Annotated in this window: 17 protein-coding genes and 1 tRNA gene; 4 read left to right on the top strand and 14 right to left on the bottom strand. The window is 38.3% G+C overall.

Annotation, left to right across the window (positions count from 1 at the left end):
- Positions 1-5: 5 nt before the first annotated feature.
- The 14 genes from clpP to FHX64_RS05125 all read right to left on the bottom strand — a co-directional run bounded on the left by clpP (position 6) and on the right by FHX64_RS05125 (position 19,900).
- Positions 6-677 carry an ATP-dependent Clp endopeptidase proteolytic subunit ClpP gene (gene clpP, locus FHX64_RS05060; protein ID WP_183412719.1) on the bottom strand — a complete coding sequence of 224 codons (672 nt, stop codon included), beginning with the start codon at positions 675-677 and terminating at the stop codon, positions 6-8.
- 157 nt (positions 678-834) lie between these two features.
- The gene (dnaJ, locus tag FHX64_RS05065; protein ID WP_183412720.1) at positions 835-1,989 is read right to left on the bottom strand and encodes a molecular chaperone DnaJ; all 1,155 of its coding nucleotides are present in this window, start codon (positions 1,987-1,989) and stop codon (positions 835-837) included.
- Between the two features lie 52 nt (positions 1,990-2,041).
- Positions 2,042-2,653: a nucleotide exchange factor GrpE gene (locus tag FHX64_RS05070; RefSeq protein WP_183412721.1), complete on the bottom strand. Its 612-nt coding sequence runs from the start codon at positions 2,651-2,653 to the stop codon at positions 2,042-2,044.
- 291 nt (positions 2,654-2,944) lie between these two features.
- Complete coding sequence (rlmH, locus tag FHX64_RS05075; RefSeq protein WP_183412722.1) at positions 2,945-3,418, bottom strand: 23S rRNA (pseudouridine(1915)-N(3))-methyltransferase RlmH; 474 nt, start codon at positions 3,416-3,418, stop codon at positions 2,945-2,947.
- Between the two features lie 23 nt (positions 3,419-3,441).
- Positions 3,442-4,845 carry an efflux transporter outer membrane subunit gene (locus tag FHX64_RS05080; protein WP_183412723.1) on the bottom strand — a complete coding sequence of 468 codons (1,404 nt, stop codon included), beginning with the start codon at positions 4,843-4,845 and terminating at the stop codon, positions 3,442-3,444.
- On the bottom strand, positions 4,833-7,955 hold the full coding sequence (locus FHX64_RS05085; RefSeq protein ID WP_183412724.1) for an efflux RND transporter permease subunit: 3,123 nt from the start codon (positions 7,953-7,955) through the stop codon (positions 4,833-4,835). Before FHX64_RS05085 ends, FHX64_RS05080 begins: the two co-directional genes overlap by 13 nt.
- A gap of 27 nt (positions 7,956-7,982) precedes the next feature.
- Positions 7,983-9,068 (bottom strand): efflux RND transporter periplasmic adaptor subunit, encoded by a 1,086-nt coding sequence (locus tag FHX64_RS05090; protein ID WP_183412725.1) that lies wholly within the window; start codon positions 9,066-9,068, stop codon positions 7,983-7,985.
- Between the two features lie 114 nt (positions 9,069-9,182).
- Positions 9,183-9,254 (bottom strand) — tRNA-Arg (locus tag FHX64_RS05095).
- A 123-nt stretch (positions 9,255-9,377) separates the two neighbouring features.
- Entirely contained in the window at positions 9,378-9,995 is a 618-nt protein-coding gene (locus FHX64_RS05100; protein WP_183412726.1) for a TetR/AcrR family transcriptional regulator, read from the bottom strand.
- 335 nt (positions 9,996-10,330) lie between these two features.
- A complete protein-coding gene (locus FHX64_RS05105; RefSeq protein WP_183412727.1) occupies positions 10,331-12,790 on the bottom strand; it encodes a TonB-dependent receptor in 2,460 nt (819 codons plus the stop codon).
- Positions 12,791-13,295: 505 nt separating this feature from the next.
- Positions 13,296-15,755: a TonB-dependent receptor gene (locus FHX64_RS05110; protein WP_183412728.1), complete on the bottom strand. Its 2,460-nt coding sequence runs from the start codon at positions 15,753-15,755 to the stop codon at positions 13,296-13,298.
- 351 nt (positions 15,756-16,106) lie between these two features.
- The gene (locus tag FHX64_RS05115; RefSeq protein WP_183412729.1) at positions 16,107-17,192 is read right to left on the bottom strand and encodes a 5-aminoimidazole-4-carboxamide ribonucleotide transformylase; all 1,086 of its coding nucleotides are present in this window, start codon (positions 17,190-17,192) and stop codon (positions 16,107-16,109) included.
- 660 nt (positions 17,193-17,852) lie between these two features.
- A complete protein-coding gene (locus FHX64_RS05120; protein ID WP_183412730.1) occupies positions 17,853-19,427 on the bottom strand; it encodes an Rne/Rng family ribonuclease in 1,575 nt (524 codons plus the stop codon).
- 200 nt (positions 19,428-19,627) lie between these two features.
- Positions 19,628-19,900 (bottom strand): HU family DNA-binding protein, encoded by a 273-nt coding sequence (locus tag FHX64_RS05125; protein WP_183412731.1) that lies wholly within the window; start codon positions 19,898-19,900, stop codon positions 19,628-19,630.
- Positions 19,901-20,105: 205 nt separating this feature from the next.
- On the opposite strand from FHX64_RS05125, the gene mutY reads away from it, so the two are divergent.
- The 4 genes from mutY (at position 20,106) to gldD (ending at position 23,724) form a co-directional block, all read left to right on the top strand.
- Positions 20,106-21,200, top strand: coding sequence for an A/G-specific adenine glycosylase (mutY, locus tag FHX64_RS05130; RefSeq protein WP_183412732.1), 1,095 nt, complete (start codon positions 20,106-20,108; stop codon positions 21,198-21,200).
- 39 nt (positions 21,201-21,239) lie between these two features.
- Positions 21,240-21,692, top strand: a complete 453-nt coding sequence (locus FHX64_RS05135) for a single-stranded DNA-binding protein (protein WP_183412733.1) — start codon at positions 21,240-21,242, stop codon at positions 21,690-21,692.
- A gap of 169 nt (positions 21,693-21,861) precedes the next feature.
- A complete protein-coding gene (gene gldE, locus FHX64_RS05140) occupies positions 21,862-23,133 on the top strand; it encodes a gliding motility-associated protein GldE (RefSeq protein ID WP_183412734.1) in 1,272 nt (423 codons plus the stop codon).
- Positions 23,134-23,154: 21 nt separating this feature from the next.
- Positions 23,155-23,724: a gliding motility lipoprotein GldD gene (gldD, locus tag FHX64_RS05145; RefSeq protein ID WP_183412735.1), complete on the top strand. Its 570-nt coding sequence runs from the start codon at positions 23,155-23,157 to the stop codon at positions 23,722-23,724.

Here is a 23,724-nt window from a genome sequence, read left to right on the forward strand (position 1 = left end):
TCACATTAAAGCTTTTGCTCGCGCACCAAAACCTCATCAATCATACCATATTCTTTTGCTTCAGCAGCTGTCATCCAATAATCACGATCAGAATCCTTTTCAATTCGTTCATACGGATTTCCGCTATGATCGGCAATAATGGTATATAATTCAGTTTTTAATTTTTGAATTTCACGAGCAGTAATCTCAATGTCAGAAGCTTGTCCTTGCGCTCCGCCCATAGGTTGATGAATCATGATCCGCGAATGCTTCAAAGCAGAACGTTTTCCTTTACTTCCGGCTACCAACAAAACAGCTCCCATAGATGCAGCCATTCCTGTACAAATTGTAGCTACTTTACTGCTTATAAACTGCATCGTGTCATAAATGCCCAACCCTGCATATACTGAGCCTCCGGGCGTATTCAGGTAAATAGCAATATCTTTGCCTGGGTCAGAAGAATCAAGATAAAGAAGCTGGGCTTGTATTACATTAGCTACATAATCGTCAATGGGCAATCCAAGAAAAATAATGCGATCCATCATCAATCTGGAAAATACATCCATTTGTGTTACATTCAATTGTCTTTCTTCCAAAATGGAAGGAGAGATATAGCTATCTGAGAATGATGTATATTGATCTAAAGCAAGACCATTCATTCCCAAATGCTTCGTTGCAAATTTTCGAAAATCATTCATTATGTTGAACTTTTTATTATATTCGGTCTGTATTGAATTAAAAATCACTGACCGTTAAAACACAAAAACGGCCACAAATTCAATTCAATAAGGATGGCAAAGATAACCCATTTTCAGTAAATGCCAAAAGTAATTTTTCTGTTTATATCGTCCCCATTTATTCAAACATTCGTTTAAAATTTTGGAAAAACGAATGAGATGCGGTTGCTGATGGCTTTACATTTGGCGATTCGTTTAATTTTTCAATCAGTTTTTGCTCTTCTTTGGTCAATTTTTCGGGGACATACACACCTAAATGCACCAACAGATCGCCATGTCCATAACGATTTACATCTGGTAATCCTTTACCGCGTAAACGTAAAACTTTTCCTGGTTGTGTACCTTGTTCGATTTTCACTTTTACCTTTCCATCAATTGTCGGGACTTCAACAGTACCACCTAAAATAGCCGTTGTAAACGGAAGTAAAAGATTATAAACCAAATCATTTTCATCTCTGATTAATTGTGGATGTGGTTCCTCTTCCACGATAATCAACAAATCACCGTTTGTACCGCCGCGCCGCGCAGCATTGCCTTTCCCTCTAAGTGATAATTGCATTCCTTCAGCTACTCCTGCAGGAATATTAATGCTAATTACCTCATCTTGTCTGACAACACCTTCGCCGTTACAATACGTACATTTTTTCGTAATGGTTTTCCCTTCGCCATTACATGTCGGACAGACGGATTGCGTTTGCATCATTCCTAAAATAGTCTGTTGCACACGCGTCACATGTCCTGTACCGTGACAGGTTGAGCATGTTGTTACATCGGTCGGGCTTTGAGCACCACTACCACCGCAATGAGAACAAGCAACATACTTATTCACCTTAATTTTTTTCTCAACACCACTGGCAATTTCCTGTAAAGTAAGTCTAACCTTTACACGCAAATCGGATCCTCTATTATAACGCTGTCCGCTACTTCCAGAACCCCCGAATCCGCCAAAGCCTCCAAAATGCCCTCCAAAAATATCTCCGAAACGACTAAAAATATCATCCATAGAGAATTCCATACCGGCACCCTGAAAACCTCCTCCTGCGGCTCCACTAACACCAGCATGACCAAATTGGTCATATCGCTGACGTTTCTGAGGATCACTTAAAACCTCATAAGCTTCAGCTGCTTCTTTAAAATTTTCTTCAGCTGCTTTGTCGCCTGGGTTCTTATCAGGGTGAAACTTCAATGCCTGCTTGCGATAAGCCTTTTTAATCTCTTCGGCTGTTGCATCTTTCGAAACACCCAGTACTTCATAAAAATCTCTTTTCGTCATGGTTCTATATGGTTTTTTAACAAATATACGCAGGATAGTTCAAACTGCACTATTATTCGCCAACAATCACTTTTGCGTAACGAATAACCTTATCCCGCATCATATAGCCTTTTTGAACGGAATCAATAATTTTACCTTTTTGGGCTTCTGTTGGTGCAGGGATCGTAGTAATGGCTTCGTGATATGTGGTATCAAAAGCACAATTTGTAGTATCTATAGGAGTCACACCATTTTGTTTCAAGAAAGACAGAAATTTGGAATAAATCAGATCCATGCCTTCTTTTATTGCTTGAACATCACTGGCATTTTCGGCTGTTTTCAGTCCCCGTTCCAAATCATCAATTAATGGTAGTACGTTAACAATCACAGATTCGCCTGCGGATTTGATCATGTCTGCTTTTTCCCGCAATGTACGTTTACGGTAATTATCAAATTCAGCCATCAAACGCAAATGAGCATCATTGAGGTCATCATATTTTTTTTGTAGCGATTCTATTTCTTCTTTAAGTTTGGCATCAGCAATAGACTCTTCTTCAGATAATAATAATTCATCACCTGATTCTTCAGTCCCAAAGATGGTTTTTTCCGCATTTGGTTCTAAAGGCTTTTCATTTTGATCAGCAGTAGTTTCGTTTGCAAGTGGCTTCTCGTTTTTTTGTTTCATCTCACAATATTTTTGTAGTTTCAAAAATGGAATTCCCTTTTAGGTAATACATTCTATGTCAATGAAAAACGAACTATTGATTGTTGGATGTTCAGATCATAAAAAAAACCATCTTACCATTAAATCGTTTGAGATCAGAACGTATAACAAACAATAGTAGCGTTTCTTTCTGGTTGTCTATACCTTTTGACAAATCATTGTCTGTCTGCAAAAAGTTTACCACAAGGCAAATGACATCCATCTTGTCAGGTTAGACTATGAAGCTCTGCATTTTTGTCAGCTTAGAAAAGATCAGATATGATGATAAGGCTCTCCTTTTAAAATGGTCATGGCACGATACATTTGCTCAACAAAAAGCAAACGGATCATCTGATGAGAGAAAGTCATTTTTGAGAGGGATAATTTTTGAGTGGCGCGCTCATATACTTTGGAAGAAAATCCGTAAGGACCTCCTATAACAAACACAAGACGTTTTGTTGACTCAACCATTTTCTTCTCCATCCATGAAGCAAATTCTTCAGACGTATATGACTGCCCTTTTTCGTCAAGCAATATTACATCATCGGATGGACTTAAAATTTTCAAAATAGCAATTCCTTCCTGCTCCTTTTGTTGTTCAAAAGTCAGGCTTTTAGCATTTTTCAATTCTGAAATAATCAACGGTTCAAAATTCAAATAGTGATTGATCCGTTCAAGATACTTCGTTACTCCATCTACCAAATAACGATCAGTCGTCTTTCCAACCAGAATCAAAACACACTTCATATATCACACATTATCATTCTTTTTCACCAACCACCGCCTAAGGCACGGTACAGTGTAATTTTTTGCTGAATAATACTGTTATAAGTATTATACAAAGATAACTCCGTGGATAATTCACTGTTTTGAGCGTTCAACACATCCAAATAAGTAGCATACCCGTTCATTAAAAGCTCTTGTGAATATTCATATGCTTTTTTCAAGGCATCAACCTGTTCCTTTTGATAGACAGCCTGTTGCTGCAAATAGCGTATGGAAGCTAAAGCATTCGAAACCTCTTCCCCTGCATTTAAAAGTGTCTGTTTGAATGTCAATAGAGCAGCGCTTTCTTGGAGCTTAGCGACTTCCCGTTGAGTTCGTAAAGTACGGCCATTAAAAATCGGTTGTGTCAATCCAGCTACAGCACTCCAAAAAATTGATCCTGGTAAATTAAACCAATTAGTAATTCCAGTTGCTTCGGTGCCGAACGAACCGGTCAATGAAAGTTGCGGATACATGTCTGCAGTTGCGACATTGAATTGTTCATGAGCTGCTCTTAGTGCATATTCAGCGGCTAATACATCCGGACGGCGACGTAACATTTGTACAGGGACACCAATATGCAAAGGTTCTGGATGAAATAAAATCAAATTAAGGCTATCCGAACGGGAAATAGCTGATGAAGCTTTTCCAAGTAACTGCGAAAGATAATTTTCCGTTGTTACAATTGACAGCTGAATCTGAGGTAAATACGCTGATGCAGAAGCCAATTGTGCTTTCGCCTGTAAAACAGCAACTGCATTCACCTGAGCCGATTTCATCATACTTTGCACCATCGAAAGATACTTTTTATAATTGGCAATACTCTGCAAGGTCACTTGTTTCTGCTTATCCAACAAAACCAATTGATAATAAGCCGATGCAACATCTGCAATCAACTGAGTACGGGTTGCTTCAACCGTTGACTGTTGTTGTAGCATCGTAGCCAGCTGTGCCTTTTTAGCGCTGTTTAGTTTTCCCCAGATATCAACTTCCCAACTAGCGGCAAGACTCCATTTCAAATCCGAAATAGGCACTACTTTAGGAGGTTGGGAATTCCCGTACTTAGAAATATTTGACAAAGAGCCATCCATGCCAAAATTTAATGTAGGAAACAGGGCAGCCTCACTTTGTTTATAATATTGGGAAGCCTGTGCCAAATGATTAATAGCTAACCGAACATTCAAATTACTATCCAACGCTTGCTGAATCAAATATTGCAAATGCGGATCTGCATAAAAATCATGCCAATTTATACTGGCAATAGTTGTTGTATCTACTGACGTACTGTCACGATACAATCCTTTTGCCATCACGCTTAAATTGGTTTTAAACGGTTGGACAGCACAACCGGCAACCAAAGCCATTAAAATAACAAGAAATGCTATTCGTTGTATTTTTAGTGTCTCCATTTTCTTTTTCTAATTTTTTCATCTAAGGTTTGGAAAATCACAAACATAGTCGGTATAACAAAAATACCAAACATAGTTCCAATCAGCATGCCTCCTCCAGCAGCCACCCCAATTGAATTATTTCCTGCCTTCCCCGCACCATTTTCAATCACCAAGGGTAACATAGCAAAAATAAACGCAAATGATGTCATCAAAATAGGTCGTAAACGAGCTCCGGCACCATCAATAGCTGCCTGAACAATAGACATTCCATGTTCCCGCCGCTGTCGGGCAAATTCTACAATCAAAATACCATTCTTTGCCAATAGCCCGATCAACATGATCAGTGCTACCTGTACATAAATGTTATTGGTAATTCCAAAAAGATGGACAAAGAAATATACCCCAAACAAACCAATACTCAACGAAAGCATCACTGACCAAGGCAGAATATAACTTTCATACTGGGCACTTAAAATAAAATAGACAAACAGGAATGAAAGCAAAAAGATAAAGATTGCCTGACTTCCCGATTTAATTTCTTCACGAGACATACCAGAAAACTCTACGGAATAACCGGTAGGTAAGGTAGAAGCCACCTGCTTTACGGCATTGATTGCATCCCCTGTGCTATAACCGGCTTTCTGCTTGCCAGAAATTGTAGCCGCAGTAAACATGTTGTATCGCGTCAGAGCTTCTGGCTGATAGACACGTTTAAAAGTTAGTAGAGTCGTAATAGGCACCATACTACCCTGACTATTCCTAACCATTACTTTTGAAAAAGAATTCAAATCGGTCCGATCTTGAGGAGGCGCCTGAATCATAACGCGACAATACTTTGTATATAAGTTAAAATCGGACACAAACATGCCACCGTAATAAGCCTGTAGTGACTGAAAGACATCACTCACGGATACGCCTTCCATTTTACATTTATCTACGTCAATATCAAATTGATACTCGGGAAAATTAACATTAAATGATGTTGTAGCATAATCGATTTCAGGACGAGCCATTAAATCCTTAAGAAATTTTTGTTCGACCTGATAAAACTTATTGATACTTCCTCCAGTTTTATCTTCCAATTGCACTTCAAATCCTTCGGAAAAACCAAATCCTCGAATGGGAGGCGGAGCGAAGAATAGTATTTTCCCTCCTTTTATTGTTGCCGTTTTGCGATATAGCTCTGCTATCACATCCTGAACTGTTGTATCTCCACGTTCGTCCCAGTTTTTTAATGAAGAAACGACCATTCCATGCGAACTTCCAGCAACACCGGTCAACAAGCTTTGCCCAGCAATTGCAAGACGCGATTCTATAATTGGCATCGTTTTTATCACGCTATCAATCTGACTAATGACATGCTGTGTTCGTTCAAGGGATGCTCCTGGAGGCAATGTTACATCAGCCATGATAATACCCTGATCTTCGTTAGGCACAAAGGCTGTAGGTGTTATTTTAATTAAACCGTAAGCCCCCAGTGCAAAAACGACAATCATCAAAGCTGGAATCCAGCGGTGTGTTGTTGTAAAAAAGCCTAATGCCCGTTTATATTTTACGGTTTGTGCCTCAAAAGCAACATTGAAATTAGAATGTAAACGGGTAAAAAAATTCTTTTTTCGCTCTTCTTTATTTTCACGCTTGATTAATAGGGTACACAATACCGGGCTTAAGGTCAACGCATTTAAGGCGGACAATGCAATAGCAGCCGCCAGAGTTAATCCAAACTGTCTGTAAAAGACGCCACTTGTGCTTTGTAAAAAGCTCACAGGAATAAATACGGAAGCCATAACCAAAGTAATGGAGATAATGGCCGTTGAAATTTCACTCATCGCACTTGAAGTGGCCTCAAATGTTGATAAAGTTTTATCTTTATCCATTTTGGCATGTACCGCCTCCACCACCACAATTGCATCGTCCACTACAATTCCAATGGCCAACACCAACGCAAACATCGTGAACAGGTTAAGCGAAAAGCCGAACGCATTCAGGAAGAAGAAAGATCCCACAATGGCGACTATTGACGAAATAGCCGGAATCAATGTGGTACGCAAATCCTGTAAGAACAGGAACACAACAAAGAACACTAATAGAAAAGCTTCCAATAAAGTTCGCTTTACTTTATTGATGGATGCAACAAGAAACTTATTGGCATCATTTGGAATGGTGTATTTGACTCCGGGAGGAAAAGATTTGGATGCTTCCTGCAACACAGATTTCAAACGATTAACCACATCACGTGCGTTAGAGCCAGCCATTTGAAAAGCTGCCATTCCAACTCCTGGCTTCCCGTTTGCTAATGTTTTAACCGAATAATCATAAGCTCCCAACTCTATTTTAGCCACATCCTTTAGTCTGAGAATTTGTCCGCCAGGTAAAGCCTTAATGACAATATTCTCATATTCGGGTACTTTATTAAACTTTCCCTGATAGGTCAATGTATATTGGAAGGGTTGATTTCCATTCAACCCTAATTGTCCGGGGGCAGCTTCCACATTCTGTTCCTGAATGGCACTGATTACATCACTTGGTTCCAAATCATAAGCTGCCATTTTGGTAGGATCCAACCAGATACGCATTGAGTAAGTACGGGATCCGAATATATTTACCTGTCCAACACCATCTACCCGTTCCAATAATGGCGCAACATTGATACGGGCATAATTTTGCAGAAAAGTTTCATCAAACTTAGGATTATCACTATAAAGGGCTGCAATTATCAATTGATTATCAAGCATTTTTCGAGTGGTAACTCCATATTGTGTTACCGCAGCAGGCAACTGACTTAAAGCAGATGAAACCCGGTTTTGTACATCCACCTGAGCCATATTTGGATCTGTCTTAATATCAAAATAAACTTTTATGGAAGCTGATCCGTTATTACTGGCAGAAGAAACCATATAGGTCATTCCTTCAACTCCATTAATTTGCTCTTCCAAAGGAGCAATGACGCTTTTCAACACCGTTGAAGCATTCGCTCCGGGATAAGTTGCAGACACCATAACCATTGGTGGTGCAATACTGGGAAACTGTTCAACCGGTAACGATATGTATCCTAAAATACCAATAATACAGATAAGGATAGAAATTACCGTTGCAAGAACAGGTCGGCGTAAAAATGTTTGTATCATGTAAACGTAAAACTAAAATGAGACGTATTAATGCAACACCGGAATAACTTTCATTCCGTCTTTTACCAGATTAATTCCATCAATCACAATGACAGAACCGTCTTGCAAACCATCATTTACCACGTAGTTATCACCTGCTGATGCTCCAACGGTAATGTTTGTGGCATGAGCTATATTTTCTTTATCCACCGTATAAATCATTTTTTTATCCTGTATATCAAAAGTAGCTTTCTGAGGAACTAGCAGTACATTTTTATAATATTTTGGAAGCTGAATGGTTCCGGTACTACCGGTACGTAACAGTTCCTGAGGATTGGGGAAAATAGCTTTCAAGAGCAACGATCCGGTAGTAGAATTGATCAATCCACTTCCCAGGGCAATTTTACCTTTATATGAATATAAGGTACCATCAGCTAACGTTAATTCAGCCGGTGGAAGTCTCATGATTTTTTCCTGTAACGTTCCTTTAAGTGTATCAACCAATTGCAACATTTGTTTTTCATCTATAGAAAAATACGCAAACATATTTCCGTTTGATGAAACTGTAGTAATCGGAGAAGATTCGCCCGCAGTCACTAAACTTCCTTCACGCAAGGTAATCTGGCCCACAACTCCTGTCACAGGACTTGTAATCAAAGTATAGCCTAAGTTAATTCTGGCATTTTCATAGTTGGCTTTAGCAGCATCCAGATTGCTCTGATCCGTTTCCAATTGATACGGACTAATAATGCCCTGTTTCACCAAAGGCGTAATCTTTCTCACTTCAAGCAATGCATTTTCATAAGCAGCTTTGGCACTCCGGAGAGCTTGTATATAATCATTATCCTGTATCTTCAGAATCGGCTGCCCTTTATGGATATGGTCTCCTTCGGCAACATACAAACGTTCAATATACCCTGTTGCCCGGGGATAAATGGTTACAACATTTTCACTCTGAAGTTGCGTTGCATAACTTGTATAGACTGTAGCATCAGCATAATGCACCGTCATTGCTTTAAGATGGGGCGGCGGAGTATGATTCCCTTTGTTTGATGAATGGCAGCCAGCCAGGGTAATCATTAAGAATGGGATAAGAAAAGAACGAAGCCTTGACATAAAAAAAGACTGTCTCATATAGGTATAATTAAAAATAAGAATAAGTGAGAATTAACGGAAAAGCAAAAAGAGAAGACACGATCCTTTGGGGTATATCTTCTCTTACAGAGTAAATCGTATGACAAATAAAAGTAGTCCCACCGGGAATCGAACCCAGACCAACAGAACCGGAATCTGTCATTCTATCCATTAAACTATAGGACCATTTGATCATGCAAAAATAGTTGATTTTTCCTTAGCACGTGCATCTATTCCTCACAATTCGTGTCAAAACCACACAAAAAATGAATTTTCGATGTGCTAATCTTCTGTTTATGAACTACAAAATTATTTGACTACCTGAATACTATGTAAAACAAAATCGACAATGGCATCTTTCCGTTGTCCAATATAATTTACATATTCCTCATTGTTCCAGTCAAATAGCGATTGATTCAGTGTTTTACTCACAAAAACAGATGAATTGAGGGAAAAAATGTTGATAAGTAAATCTCGGGCGTTGACTAGCCTGATTTCCCGAGCTTCTACCGCTTTTTGAGTTGCATGCTCAAAATGATCCTGCAAATGGGACGTCAACGAAACAATTTTATGCTTGAAAAATTCCAACCGTTCTTTATTAATAAAAAATTCATTCAGCATAAAAATAGGCATCTGAGGGTTATCGATAAAAAGATCAAAATAAGCATTGATAATCTTTTCAATACGCTCCGAAAAAGAAATTTCGAGAGAAAGAATCCCTTCAAAAGATTCAAGGATGGACTTTAGCCTTGCCACAAAAATGGTTTCAAACAAATTCTCCTTCGTACGAAAATAATAATGAATCAATGCATGATTCACACTGGCTCGCTGTGCAATTTCAGTAGTCTTTGTTGCACTAAACCCTTTTTCAAGAAATACAGCTTCAGCAGCTTCCAATATTTTCTGTTCGGTGTTTTTTGCCTTCATAATTCAATATTTCATTACGAATTTTATATAGTTGATATTTGATTCTTGCTTCTTAAAATCTTTGTTTAGACCATAGCAACAAGCAAAAGTTTAAATAAAACGTTGCGATTTTATTTATTTGACTTGTCAAAAAACATAAAACACTGATATACAATAGCAAATACAAAAATAATATTTTTCTCTACATCTACAGATAACACTGCACAAAAACAAAAAAACCGGCTCATTTCACAACGAACCGATTCTCTTAACTATAAAAAAACTTGAGTCACATGTTTGTTTATATGAAAAGTATCATTTCAGTTTTTACATACAAATATCTGTATATAAGAAATTTATTTTGCGCTTCGCCTTTCTTCTTCGCTTGAAGATGTAGCTCTGTTTGCTCTAGTTTTGAAATTATCTTTTCCAAAACGATAAGAGAATGAAATATTCAACCTCCGGCTATCCCAATGATTCCAGACGTGCATATTGATATCTCCATATTTGGCTATAGCTGTGCCATGATTGGTATTAAATATGTCATCCAGTGACAATTTCAACGTAGCTTTATTGTTCATCAAACGTTTCTGGATTCCAACATTAAGTTGATATTGTTCCAGCAAGGTGAAATTTCCCCATAATTGTGTTGATTGGTATTGTCCGCTTAACTCCATGCTCCAATCTTTAGGTAAAGTGATGGAGTTCGACATGTTACCGCTGTAACTCCAACGGGAAAAAGTTGTTGCCCCGGCTGCATTCGAAACAATGCGTTTGTACATTCCTATTACTGTTCCATTAAAATGCCACCATTTTGTAATATCCAGCTGTGCGGTTTCAGAAGCGTTGAAATCGACCTCTTTGCTTAAGTTCTCATCAGTTTGATAAATGACATTTGACTGGTCGTTTTGCTGTAACACCTGCGTAAAGAGATCACGCGTATAATTATAGCCTACCGAAGTGATCCATCTGTTTTTGTAGGTATAATTAAGTCCTAACGCATGAGTAAACTGAGGCTTCAGGAATGGATTTCCCTGCATGTATGTATAAGGATCGAGCATCCACAAAAACGGATTCAGCATATTGTAGCTCGGGCGACCAATACGATAGCTGTATGAAAAGCCCAACTGATTATTGTCATTAAAAGCACGTTGTACAAACAATGAGGGGAAAAGATTTGTGTAATGATCCCTGTCAATCCGGTTCATTGACTCCGAATTTCCTTTTGAATTGGTATTTTCAACCCGTAATCCCAGTTGAACAGATGTTTTTCCAAATTGTCCTTTCCCACTGATGTAGGCAGCATTGATGTTTTCATTGTATATAAAACGATCATGCAGTTGTAATCCGCTGTTCCAGATGGTTCCCGACGGGTCGTTTACATTAAAATCTGTGCGACCGTCATTGGTAACAAAGCTTGTTTTCATACCTGATTCAATCGTAATTGCTTTGTTCACAGGATAGACATAATCTACTTTAGAGGTGAAGATATTAATCACACTTTTCTGAAACCCCACCATACCAAAATTATGATTCAGATCTACGCCGACAGCATTCTCATAATTGCTGTTTTGAGTATTCGTGGCGTCATAGAAAAATTGTGCATAATCGGCGTCAATGGTCAAGGCTTTTCCGGTCGTATCAATATCCCATTTGTAGTTGGCATTATACGTATAGTTTTGCCAATGATTATTAACGCTTAATTTGGTAAACAACGTGGAATCCAGCTGATGGTTTGAATCTGAAAACGCATTTTCTGTATGTCCCTTTACATCATTAAATCCTGTTGAACCACGAAACATAACACTGAATACCTGGTTTTTATTGATATTGTAATCTGCACCGACTTTGAAGTTATGGGCATTGCCATGATATAAACTATAGGAATGAATATTTTGAAAACCACCTGCAGATGCTCCACTCATAAACTGACGAACAGCATCCATGCTTTCCCATCCGCGCCACTCATAAAATGAATAGTTCCCGTAGAAATTAAACTTCCCGGTGTGCATGTTCAGGTCAATCCCGCCATTTTCTCCCAGTCTACTGCCAATGGCCAATCCCCCAAAAACATTACCATTGAAACCCGGGGCACTGTTATGCTTGGTTTTGATATTAATAATACCCGAATTACCTTCTGCATCATAACGTGCAGATGGATTTTCAATAATCTCGATCCGGTCAACGTTTTTACCCTGCATTCCCTTGAGCAAATTAGCCAATTGATCTGCAGAAAGATAGGTGGGCTTGTCGTCAATCATCACAATGACACCCTGTTTCCCTTTCAGGCTGATATTATCGTTGTTGTCAACCGAAACACCGGGCAATTTTTTCAAGATATCGAATACATTGTCAGAAGAAGTGGTAATGGAAGCATCGGGATTAACCACCATTTTATCCGCTTTCTGTTCGATAAATTTTCGTCGTGCCGTGACTGTAGCTTCCGCGAGCTGTTGTGCAGCTTCATTCAGCACGATTTGTTTTTCCACAACAGCATGATTATTGGAGGCCAACGTGAACGATTCTGTTTCCACTTTTTGATAGCCGATCATGCTTACAGTAAGTTTATATTCACCAAATGGCACCTTGTCAATTTCAAACTCTCCCTTATTATTGCTTACACTACCGTTTATCAGCTTATTTGTTTTAGCATTCCACAATGCTGCCGTGGCAAACTCCACCGGATGTTTCGTCTGATCTATAACTTTTCCTTTTACTATGCCAAGAGATGCAGCAGAAGCCACGCCAATGGCTGCTACAAAAAGGCCTAATGCTACGCAAGCGTAACGTACCGTGAGTAAAATAGTTGTTTTCATAATTACAAATGATTGGTTTCAGAAATTAATACAAATTGAAATGGGAGTTCCGGGTGCTCCCTTTTTCTGAAGCTTCATTTATTAGACGTAATGAATAGGTTGAATGGATGAGTGAACCAGATTAAAATCCGAAAAAAATTCAATATTTTTACTACTAACCTGAGATTCGTGTCATTCCGGCAGTTTACTTTAATGTGGATCACATCGCCCTTCATATGATGTTGCTTGAAAGCCTGCAGTACAAAAAGAAACCAACTTCTCTTTCAGTATATGTCTTTATGTTCCGGATAAGTAACAAAATGAGTCAATCCATATCCTGATGAATAAAAATGGCAGCATATTCCCAGGATGATTACCCATATCATGGATAGTCCGATTTAGCTGTCACAAAAAACCCGGCGTGTTTCACAACAAACCGGGTTTAGTTCTATAATAAAACATGAATCACATGTCTATTTACAAGAAAAGTCTACATATGAGTGTTAACAAAAAAGCATAGCATATTTTATTTTGCGCTCCGCTGTTCTTCTTCACTTGAAGAAGTGGAACGATTAGCCCTTGTTTTGAAATTATCTTTCCCAAATTGATAAGAAAATGAGACATTTACCCTACGCCCACTCCAGTGATTGAGAGCTGTCATGTTGATACTCCCATATCGCACAATCGCTGTACTATAATTATGGTTGAATATATCATTCACGGTCAATTTAAGCGTAGCCTTATTGTCCAACAGATGCTTTTGAATGCCTGCATTAACCTGATATTCGGAAAGGATAATAAAATTCCCGTGTAACTGTGTCGATTGGTATTGTCCGTTCAGTTCCATGCTCCAGTCTTTCGGCAAACTAAAGGTATTCGACAAATTACCGCTATAGCTCCAGCGTGCAAAGGTGGTCGCCCCAGCTACATTCGAAACAATACGTTCATACATTCCGATTACCGTTCCGTTCATGTGCCACCATTTGGTTAAATCAAGCTGTGCTGTCTCGGAAGCGTTGAAATCGACTTCTTTGCTCAGGTTTTGATCGGTTTGATAAACAGCATTGGTTTGGTCATTCTGTTGTAATACCTGAGTAAACAGATCGCGTGTGTAATTATAGCCTAAGGAGGTGATCCACCTGTTTTTGTAGGTATAATTCAGTCCAAGTGCATGGGTAAACTGAGGCTTCAGGAATGGATTTCCCTGTTGATAAGTATAAGGATCGAGAATCCACAAGAATGGATTCAGCATATCATAACTGGGGCGACCGATACGATAGCTGTATGAAAAGCCCAGTTGGTTATTTTGGTTAAAAGATTGCTGTACAAACAACGATGGAAACAGGTTGGTGTAGTGTTGCCAGTTAATTTCATGCAGTGATTCCGAGTTTCCTTTTGCGTTGGTATTTTCAACCCGGAAACCGAGCTGCGCCGAAGTCTTTCCAAACTGTCCTTTTCCGCTAATATAGGCCGCATTAATGTTTTCGTTGTATATAAAACGGTCATGTTGCTGCAATCCGTTGTTCCAGATGATTCCTGTCGGATCGTCCACATTAAAATCCGTCCGATTATCATTGGAAACAAAACTGGTTTTCAAACCCGATTCAATGGTAATTGCTTTGCTGACAGGATAGACATAATCCACTTTTGATGTAAAGATGTTGATCACGCTCTTCTGTAAACCGATCATACTGAAGTTACGATTCAGGGCTACACCGTCAGCATTATAATAATCACTGCTTTGTGTATTGTTGGAGTTGTATAAATATTTTGCGTAGTCGGCATCAATGGTCAGCGATTGTCCTGTGGAATCAATGTCCCATTTGTAGTTAGCGTTGTAGGTATAGTTTTGCCACCGGTCATCCATTGCCAGAGTGGTATTCAGTGTCGAATCGAGCTGTTGATGTGCATTCAGAAAAGCATCCTTTGTGTAACCGGGAGAATTATTGAATCCTGTCGAACCACGAAACATAACACTGAACACCTGATTCTTGTTAATGTAATAATCGGCTCCTATTTTGAAATTATGCGAGTTACCGTGATAACGGGAAAAAGAATGAACCTGTTGAAAACCATCCTGATTAACTCCTGTAGTATATTGTCGTGCTACATCCAGTGTATGCCATCCGCGCCATTCATAGAATGAATAGTTTCCGTAGAAATTAAATTTTCCAGTGTGCATGTTCAGGTCAATACCTCCATTTTCCCCCAATTGATTAGCAATAGAAAGTCCTCCAAACACGCTTCCATTAAAACCTGGAGCCTTGTTATGCTTGGTTTTGATATTAATAATACCCGAATTGCCCTCAGCATCATAACGGGCAGATGGATTTTGGATGATCTCAATGCGATCCACATCTTTACCCTGCATTCCTTTTAAAAAGTTGGCTAACTGGTCAGCTGAAAGATAGGTAGGCTTGTCGTCAATCATTACAATAACACCCTGTCTCCCTTTCAAACTAATGTTATCGTTGTTATCCACCGATACACCGGGTAATTGTTTCAAAATATCAAACACATTGTCGGAAGAGGTGGTAATGGAGGCTTCAGGATTAATCACCATCTTGTCAGCTTTCTGTTCGATGAACTTACGCCGTGCCGTGATTGTAGCCTCTGCCAGTTGTTGTGTGGATTCATTTAGCACGATTTGTTTTTCAATGACCATATGGTTGCCGGAATTCAGGGAAAACGATTCGGTTTCCACTTTTTGATATCCGATCATACTAATGGCCAGTTTATATTCACCAAAGGGAACTTTGTCTATTTCAAATTCTCCCTTATCATTGCTTATGCTGCCTGTAATCAGTTTATTGGTTTTTGCATTTAGCAGAGCTGCCGTAGCAAACTCCACCGGATGTTTCGTCTGATCTATAACTTTCCCTTTTACAACGCCAAGCGATGCAGCAGAAACCATACCAACGCCTGCCATAAACAGCACCAACGCTAAACATCCGTAACGCACTCTGAGTAAAATTTTTGTTTTCATACAAATTTCAAATGATTGCTTGCCAGAAATAAATAAAAAATGGAATTTGAGAACAGGTTGCTCTCTTTTTTCTGAAGTTCTGATCATTTGACGTAGCAAGCCTGTAAAACATAACATCCGAAAGCCTGTTATTTCGCTTTTTTCAGAACTTCGTTTGTTAGACGTAATGCCTGAAGGGATTGGATGAGTCACATATGTAAAAAAACAAAAAACGACCGGATTATTTTCCGACCGTTTCTTACATAACATATAACTATCTGGGATAATATTCGTTGTATATCAGCGAAAAGTTATAGTCATTACCATTTCTATGCTATAAAAAGACAAACACTTGCTGTGCTAAATGATTTTTTAATGATGAAACAAACGTACGCCTGTATTAATCAGGGTTATCCCCAGTTTATCGGCAGTTTCCACAATTTCTTTATCCCTGACCGAGCCCATCGGAGTGGCAATATATTTGATTCCATACTGATGGGCCAGTTCTATATTATCTTTCTGGGGGAAAAAACCGTCAGACAGCATGCAAGTGCCCGGTAATTGATTCAACAATATCTCATTGCCAAAAGTTTCCTGTCTTTTTTGTTCGATAATCTGATCCAGATCCGTTCTTTTCAGATCCGAGTATTCCTTCAGGAAAGAATAATCCAACAACATTTTTTGGTACCAGACATTCGCTTTAGTCAACGCCAGGTTGGAACAAAGAATCCGTGATTGTTGTCCAGAGCCGATTCCGATGACATGACCGTTGTTCACTACGCAAATAGAATTTGACTGGGTATATTTGAGGGTAATCATTCCCAGCTTCAAATCAGTCAATATTTGCGGTATCAGTTCTTTGTTTGATGTCACCACGTTTGAAAACATCTCATCCGACACGCGGAGGTTGTTTCTCTTCTGTTTAATGGTGATACCAAACACTTCCCTTGACTCAATTTCTTCAGGTTCGTAACTACTGTCAATCTGAAAAACCACATAACCACCTTTTTTCTTCGCGCTCAGAATTTCCAAAGCTTCTTTCGAATAACCCGGAGCCACAATTCCATCGGAGACTTCCGATTTGATCAGCAATGCGGTCTGTTTATCCACCGGATGACTTACAGCAATGAAATCGCCAAAAGAAGCGAGCCTGTCTGTTCCCCTTGCCCTGGCATACGAGGAAGCTAAATCCGATAATTCCTGTTTAATCAGGTAGGCCTGCTTCTCCTTCTCATCCAAAGCCTTTGATATGGCGACCCCCGACGGAGTAACATGCTTAAAGGAGGTACTGGCTTCCGTTTGTAGTGTAAGACTGGTTTCTTTTACCAATTGCCATGAGTTTAATGCATCCAATACATTAATAACGCTCGGATTACCATTTTTAAGTTCCAATGCATTCGACTTATCAATTACTTCCGCGTAATCCTGATAAGGATTCATTCCATATTTTAATTTCATGATTTTGGGGGATTAGTTATTCTATTCTCTTGTGATGTGTTATCTACAGCTTTTGAAGGCACAAATTTAACAAATCCCCCTTTTATGCCCAACACAAAAAATAAGAAATAATGTTCATCCATTCGGACAGAGGAGAAAATAAAACGACTTGAAATTAGAAAAGTTAAAAAATTCGGAGGTAAACAAAGTTGAGTGCAATTTCTCATTTTCTTATAAATCATTGAATTGTTCTGTCAATGCAGGCTTGAAAGGCTTTGTCCCATGCTAAACTGTAATAGTTGGCGTTGAGGTCTATCTTGGTGCTATGAGTAAATTGTCTTCAGAAAAACCATCTTCTGCTCTCACAGAGAGAAAAAATTTGATTACAGATTTCTTAAGATACCTTTGAGTTTCCGATTACGAAAAAGGGTTATAATGTATAATGAGCCAGTCGTGGTGCGTTCAATAATCACATAAAACCCATATCATTTCTAATCTTCTATTTCGTGCAAAAAACAACGTTACTCAAATATTCACAAATCACTATTTTATTTTTAAAATATTTTTTTAATCTACATATAAATCTGTATTTCAACGGTATAAAACCATACACTTTCAAATATTTAGACAAAAAAAGCTGTCTCATTTTTGTTTCGAGACAGCCTCTTTTTTTTTACTTGGTTATAAACGAGTTTCTATTTCTTCTCTAAGATCAACTTCATTCCCATCTTGATCAATAAAAGCATATTGAAGTAACCCATAATCCTGTACCGGAATAATCTTAAATCCCAAGCCATAACGCCATCTCCATTTCCAGATCAGCGAAGGAAATCCGGAACGAAGGTACGCCTCTACATAAGGATGGACTTTTAAAAGAAAATGTTTTGTATGTAGTTGACTTACCATATAATCCATCTTTCTTTCCAAGGTATCAGTAAATAAAATGGATGCTTTTATTTTCCCTGTACCAAAACAAGTCGGGCAAGTTTCTTGTGTATCTACAAACATAGCAGGGCGTACCCGTTGCCGGGTAATTTGCATAACTCCGAATTTGCTCAGAGGTAGAACATGGTGCTTAGCACGGTCCTTCTCCATCAATTTTTCAACATGATCAAAAAGTTGTTGACGATGCTCGCTTTTTATCATGTCAATAAAATCAATAGCAATAATACCTCCTAAATCACGTAGACGAAGCTGACGTACAATTTCCTCAGCAGCAGCCAGATTCACTTCCAAAGCATTATCTTCCTGATTACTATTGGCTTTTGAGCGATTACCGCTATTCACATCGATGACATGCATAGCTTCTGTTTGCTCAATAATTAAATAAGCACCACGCTTGAAAGTGACGGTTTTGCCAAATAAGGCTTTTATCTGCTTGGTTACTCCAAAATTATCGAAAATAGGGAGTTTGCCATTGTAAAGCTTCATTATTCCTTTTTTTTCAGGAGCAATCAACTCTACATAATCACGCACTTCATTATATACAGATTCATCGTTGATATGAATATTTTCAAAATCAGGATTGAAAATATCCCGGATAATTCCTATTGTGCGCCCGATTTCTTCAAGGACTGGCGTAACGCCTTTTGATTTTTGAGTTTTTCCAACTGCCTCATCCCATCGTTTTACAAGAATCTTCAATTCATTATCCAGTTCAGCAACTCGCTTACCTTCGGCAACAGTACGTATAATTACACCGCAACGTCGCGGCTTAATACTTTGAATAAGTTGCTTTAGACGGATGCGTTCCTCACTGGATTTAATTTTTTGAGAAACCGACACTTTGTCGGAAAAAGGAATAAGTACCAAATAACGACCTGCAATTGAAAGTTCTGCAGACAATCGAGGTCCTTTGGTTGAAATAGGTTCTTTTGCAATTTGAACCCACATTTCCTGTCCTACCTTTAATACATCGGATATTGAACCTTCTTTGGGAATATCTGCAAACGATTTAGATTTGAGCATCGAAGGGATCCGTTTGCGATCGGCCAGGGTTTGTTTGAGGAATTCAGTTTGAGAAAGGAATTGAGGTCCTAAATCTTGATAGTGAAGAAAAGCTTCTTTTTCATAACCAACATCCACAAAGGCGGCATTTAATCCGGGCATCAGTTTCTTGACACGGCCAAGATAAATATCGCCAACCATAAAAGATAACGAGCGACCTTCTTTATTCAGTTCGACTAAATTTTTATCTTCAAGAAGGGCTATGGTTATCTCAGATTGTTGAACGTTAACTATTAATTCACTATTCACACGTTTATTGTTTTATGATCTACACTTATAAACAAAGAACAAACCTACTGCCATATAGGCTGCCGGTTTGCTCTTGTAAAATTTTCTTGAAATGAATTACGACTACTTCTTTTTATGACGATTCTTTCTAAGTCTTTTTTTACGCTTATGAGTAGCCATTTTATGTCTTTTTCTTTTCTTTCCGCTTGGCATGTTATTATTTATTTTACTGATTCAAAAAAAGTTTTTGCCGGTTTAAATGCCGGAATATTGTGTGCCGGTATAACAATGGTAGTATTCTTCGAAATGTTACGAGCTGTTTTTTGAGCTCTTTGCTTCACAATAAAGCTACCAAATCCTCTCAGGTAAACATTATCTCCTTTGGATAACGATACTTTTACATTTTCCATGAATGACTCCACGGTTTTCAGAATAGAAACCTTATCAATCCCGGTTTCTTTCGCAATTTCATTTACAATTTCTGCTTTTGTCATCGTTGAAAGTTTTTAATTGGGTTATACATTAATGCGTAAAAACTAATTGTCTATGGGTTTGCAAAGATATTGCATTAATTTTCAACGACAAAATCTTTTTTCCACTTTTTTTCATTCAACACGATTTTTTTTTTGACCATTCAAGTATCTTTGTTGAACAATAAAACCGACTTTTGTTTTCTAGAACAAAAAAGTAGTTCTTTTTATGAATCAAAACTCTGACAACTCACATTTTTCAAACGCATTAATTAACTGGTATTCAAACAATAAAAGAGATCTTCCATGGAGAAATACCCAAGACCCTTATATAATTTGGATTTCTGAAATCATTTTACAACAAACACGCGTAGCTCAGGGCGTTGACTATTTTTTAAGATTTATACAACGATTTCCTGATGTCAAAAGCTTAGCTGAAGCCCGAGAAGAAGACGTATTGAAATATTGGCAAGGCCTCGGTTATTACAGCAGGGCACGTAACTTACATGCTGCAGCACAAAAAATCATGGAAATTCATGGAGGAAAATTTCCTGACACCTTTGAAGCAATTCTCGCTTTACCTGGTATTGGAGATTATACAGCATCTGCCATTGCATCTTTCTCATTCCAACTACCTCATGCAGTGCTTGATGGTAACGTTCTTCGCTTTCTAGCCCGTTATTTCGGCATTTCTTCTCCGGTAGATAACACGAAAACGCGTCAGGAAATCAAAGAATTAGCTGATTCCCTTCTTGACACAACGCATCCTGACAATTTTAATCAGGCTATTATGGAATTTGGGGCTCTACAATGTGTACCCAAAAACCCCAACTGCTCAGAGTGCCCATTCGAAAATTCGTGTCTTTCGTTGGCCAATCATTCGGTTAATCAAATTCCGAGAAAAAAAACAAAAACGCCACCTCGTGACCGATATTTTTATTATCTCTGCCTAATCAGTAATGAAAGTATTTTCTTGCAAAAACGTACTCAAAAAGATATTTGGCACAATTTATATGAGCTGCCATTAGTAGAAACAGATGAAATAATCACAATAAGTGAACTAGAACAAAATGATTTTTTTAAAAATCTTACTAATGATACAACATATAAATTACATGCTATTTCTTCGCCTATCAAACATCAACTCAGCCATCAAACAATTCATGCAAACTTTATAACTTACTTGGTAAACAGCAAAGAAACTCAAAACAACATCGATCATTTTCTCCAAGTTCCTATCAAAGAAGTCAATAATTATCCCGTTTCTCGATTAACAGAAAAGTTTTTTAAAAAACATTTTCAGGAGCAATATATAGAAAAATAAATACTATCTTTACACCAATTAAACCTTAACCTTACTCATATGTCCGTAAATAAAGTTATTTTAGTAGGAAACGTTGGTAAAGATCCGGATGTGAAATATTTGGATCGTAATATGGCTGTTGCTAACTTCACATTAGCCACTACGGAACGTGGTTACAAAACAGCAAACGGAACTGAGGTTCCAGATCGTACAGAATGGCATAACATTGTTATGTGGAATCGCTTGGCAGAAACAGCCGAAAAGTATATCAAAAAAGGTAGTCAATTGTATATTGAAGGCAAAATCCGGACTCGTCAGTGGGAAGACAAAGACGGGAACAAACGGTATACCACTGAGATCTACGCTGATACAATGCAACTCTTGGGAAAGCGATCTGATACCGGAGGAGCACCATCAGAGTCTCAACCTGCTTATTCGTCAAATACGGCTGACATGTCAACTACGGCTTCAGTTCCGCCAGTTGATTCTCCGGAAGATGACCTACCATTTTAATTGCATCACAATGCTATTGAGCTACAAAATAGCAAAATAAGATATTTTTACTACTTTTGCAAGGACAGAATAATCTGTCCTTGTTTTGTTTTAGGACTTCGTAGTCATGCTATTACATTTTCATATTCTCTCGATTTTTCAGATAAATGCATTCACAGCTACATTGGCAATGAATTTAATTGTCATATGCGTATTATTGGTTGCAACAGCATTTTTGTCTGCTTACGAGATTGCATTCTTTTCGTTAAGTCCATCTCATTTACAAGAGATCAGCAAAAGCAAGAAAAGCGCTGACAAACAACTTGAAGTATTAAAAAGACAGCCCGAAAAAACTTTAGCGACGCTACTCATCAGCAACTCTACGCTAAATATTGCAATTGTTATTCTTCTGAGTATATGCATCTCATCGCTTTTTGATTTCTCACAATCTCCCTGGGTTAGTTTTCTTATACAAACCATCATCATAACTTTTATTCTGTTATTGTTCTGTGAAATAATTCCTAAGGTATATGCACGGCAAGATCCTCTAAAAATCACACGACGTCTGTCGGGCATCATTTCTTTATTAACAACATTATTATCTCCTTTTTCGTCCATCTTGCTGGCTTCCGGGAAGGTTGTAAGCAAAAAAATGACAGCGTTTAGTACAAAGAAGTTATCGATGACTGATTTATCCAATGCTTTGAAACTCACAACCTCAACGCAAAAAGAAGATGATAAAGAAATTCTGGAAGGGATTATCCGGTTTGGAAGTAAAAGCGCGAATGAAGTAAAAACAGCACGTCCTGATATTGCAGCTATCAATATTCATTCCAATTTCTATGAAGTCAAGAAGCAGGTTATCGATTTGGGATACTCGAGAATTCCGGTTTATTACAATAACATTGATAACATAAGGGGAATCTTATACAGTAAAGACCTCCTGTCTCATCTGGAAAAAAATGATAATTTTAAATGGCAAATTCTGCTTAGACCAGCTTATTTTGTACCTGAGACCAAGATGATTGATGATTTATTGCGTGAATTCCAAACCAACAAAAATCATATTGCTATTGTTGTCGATGAGTTTGGGGGCACATCAGGAATTGTCACGCTGGAAGATATCCTGGAAGAAGTGGTTGGCGAAATTGACGATGAATATGATGATCAAACACCCCTTTTCTCCCGTATTGATGAACAGACATTTGATTTTGACGGCAAGATTCTATTGCCCGATTTCTTTAAGATTACGGGGATCGAAACTGCACCTTTTGATGAGATCACTTCCGGAGTTGAAAGCTTGGCAGGTTTGATTCTCGAATTGAAAGGTGATATTCCCAAATTGCATGAAAAAATTGCTTTTCATTCTTATTCATTTGAAATCTTAGAAGTGACAAAAAGAAGAATACTGAAAGTCCGTCTGATCACTGCAGATCCTTCTTCTATTGCTAAAAACGAATAAATCATCAGCATTCAAGTAAACATGAAAAAATTATTCGGAATATTTCTATTGCTTATCTTCACCGTTACCGGATGTCATAATTACACGCCCAGACCGTACGGCTATTTTCGAATCGATTTGCCTAATCATGCCTATCGTCAATTTGATAATGCTTATCCCTATTCCTTTGACATGTCCGCTTATGCAGCAGACAGTGTCGTACATGCAAAAGGAGAAGAATACTGGATAAATATCTATTACCCAAAATTGAATGGCTGTATATATATCAGTTACAAGCCAGTGCACAATAACTTACAGGCAATTTCGGAGGATTGCCGCAGGTTTGTCTATAAGCATGTGATTAAGGCAGAAGCTATCACAGAAAGACGGTTTGTCAATCCGCAAGCGAAAGTATATGGAATTTTATACGATCTCAGAGGCGACGTGGCATCGCCACTACAATTTATGTTGACAGACAGCGTCCATCATGTGGTCCGTGGTGCATTATACTTTAACGATGTGCCAAACCAGGATTCCATTGCGCCAGTACTTGCATATGTCCGAAAAGACGTGTTGAAAATGATCGAAACTTTTCATTGGAATAAACCATAA

The organism is Microbacter margulisiae, assembly GCF_014192515.1.
In the GTDB taxonomy this organism is placed as follows: domain Bacteria; phylum Bacteroidota; class Bacteroidia; order Bacteroidales; family Paludibacteraceae; genus Microbacter; species Microbacter margulisiae.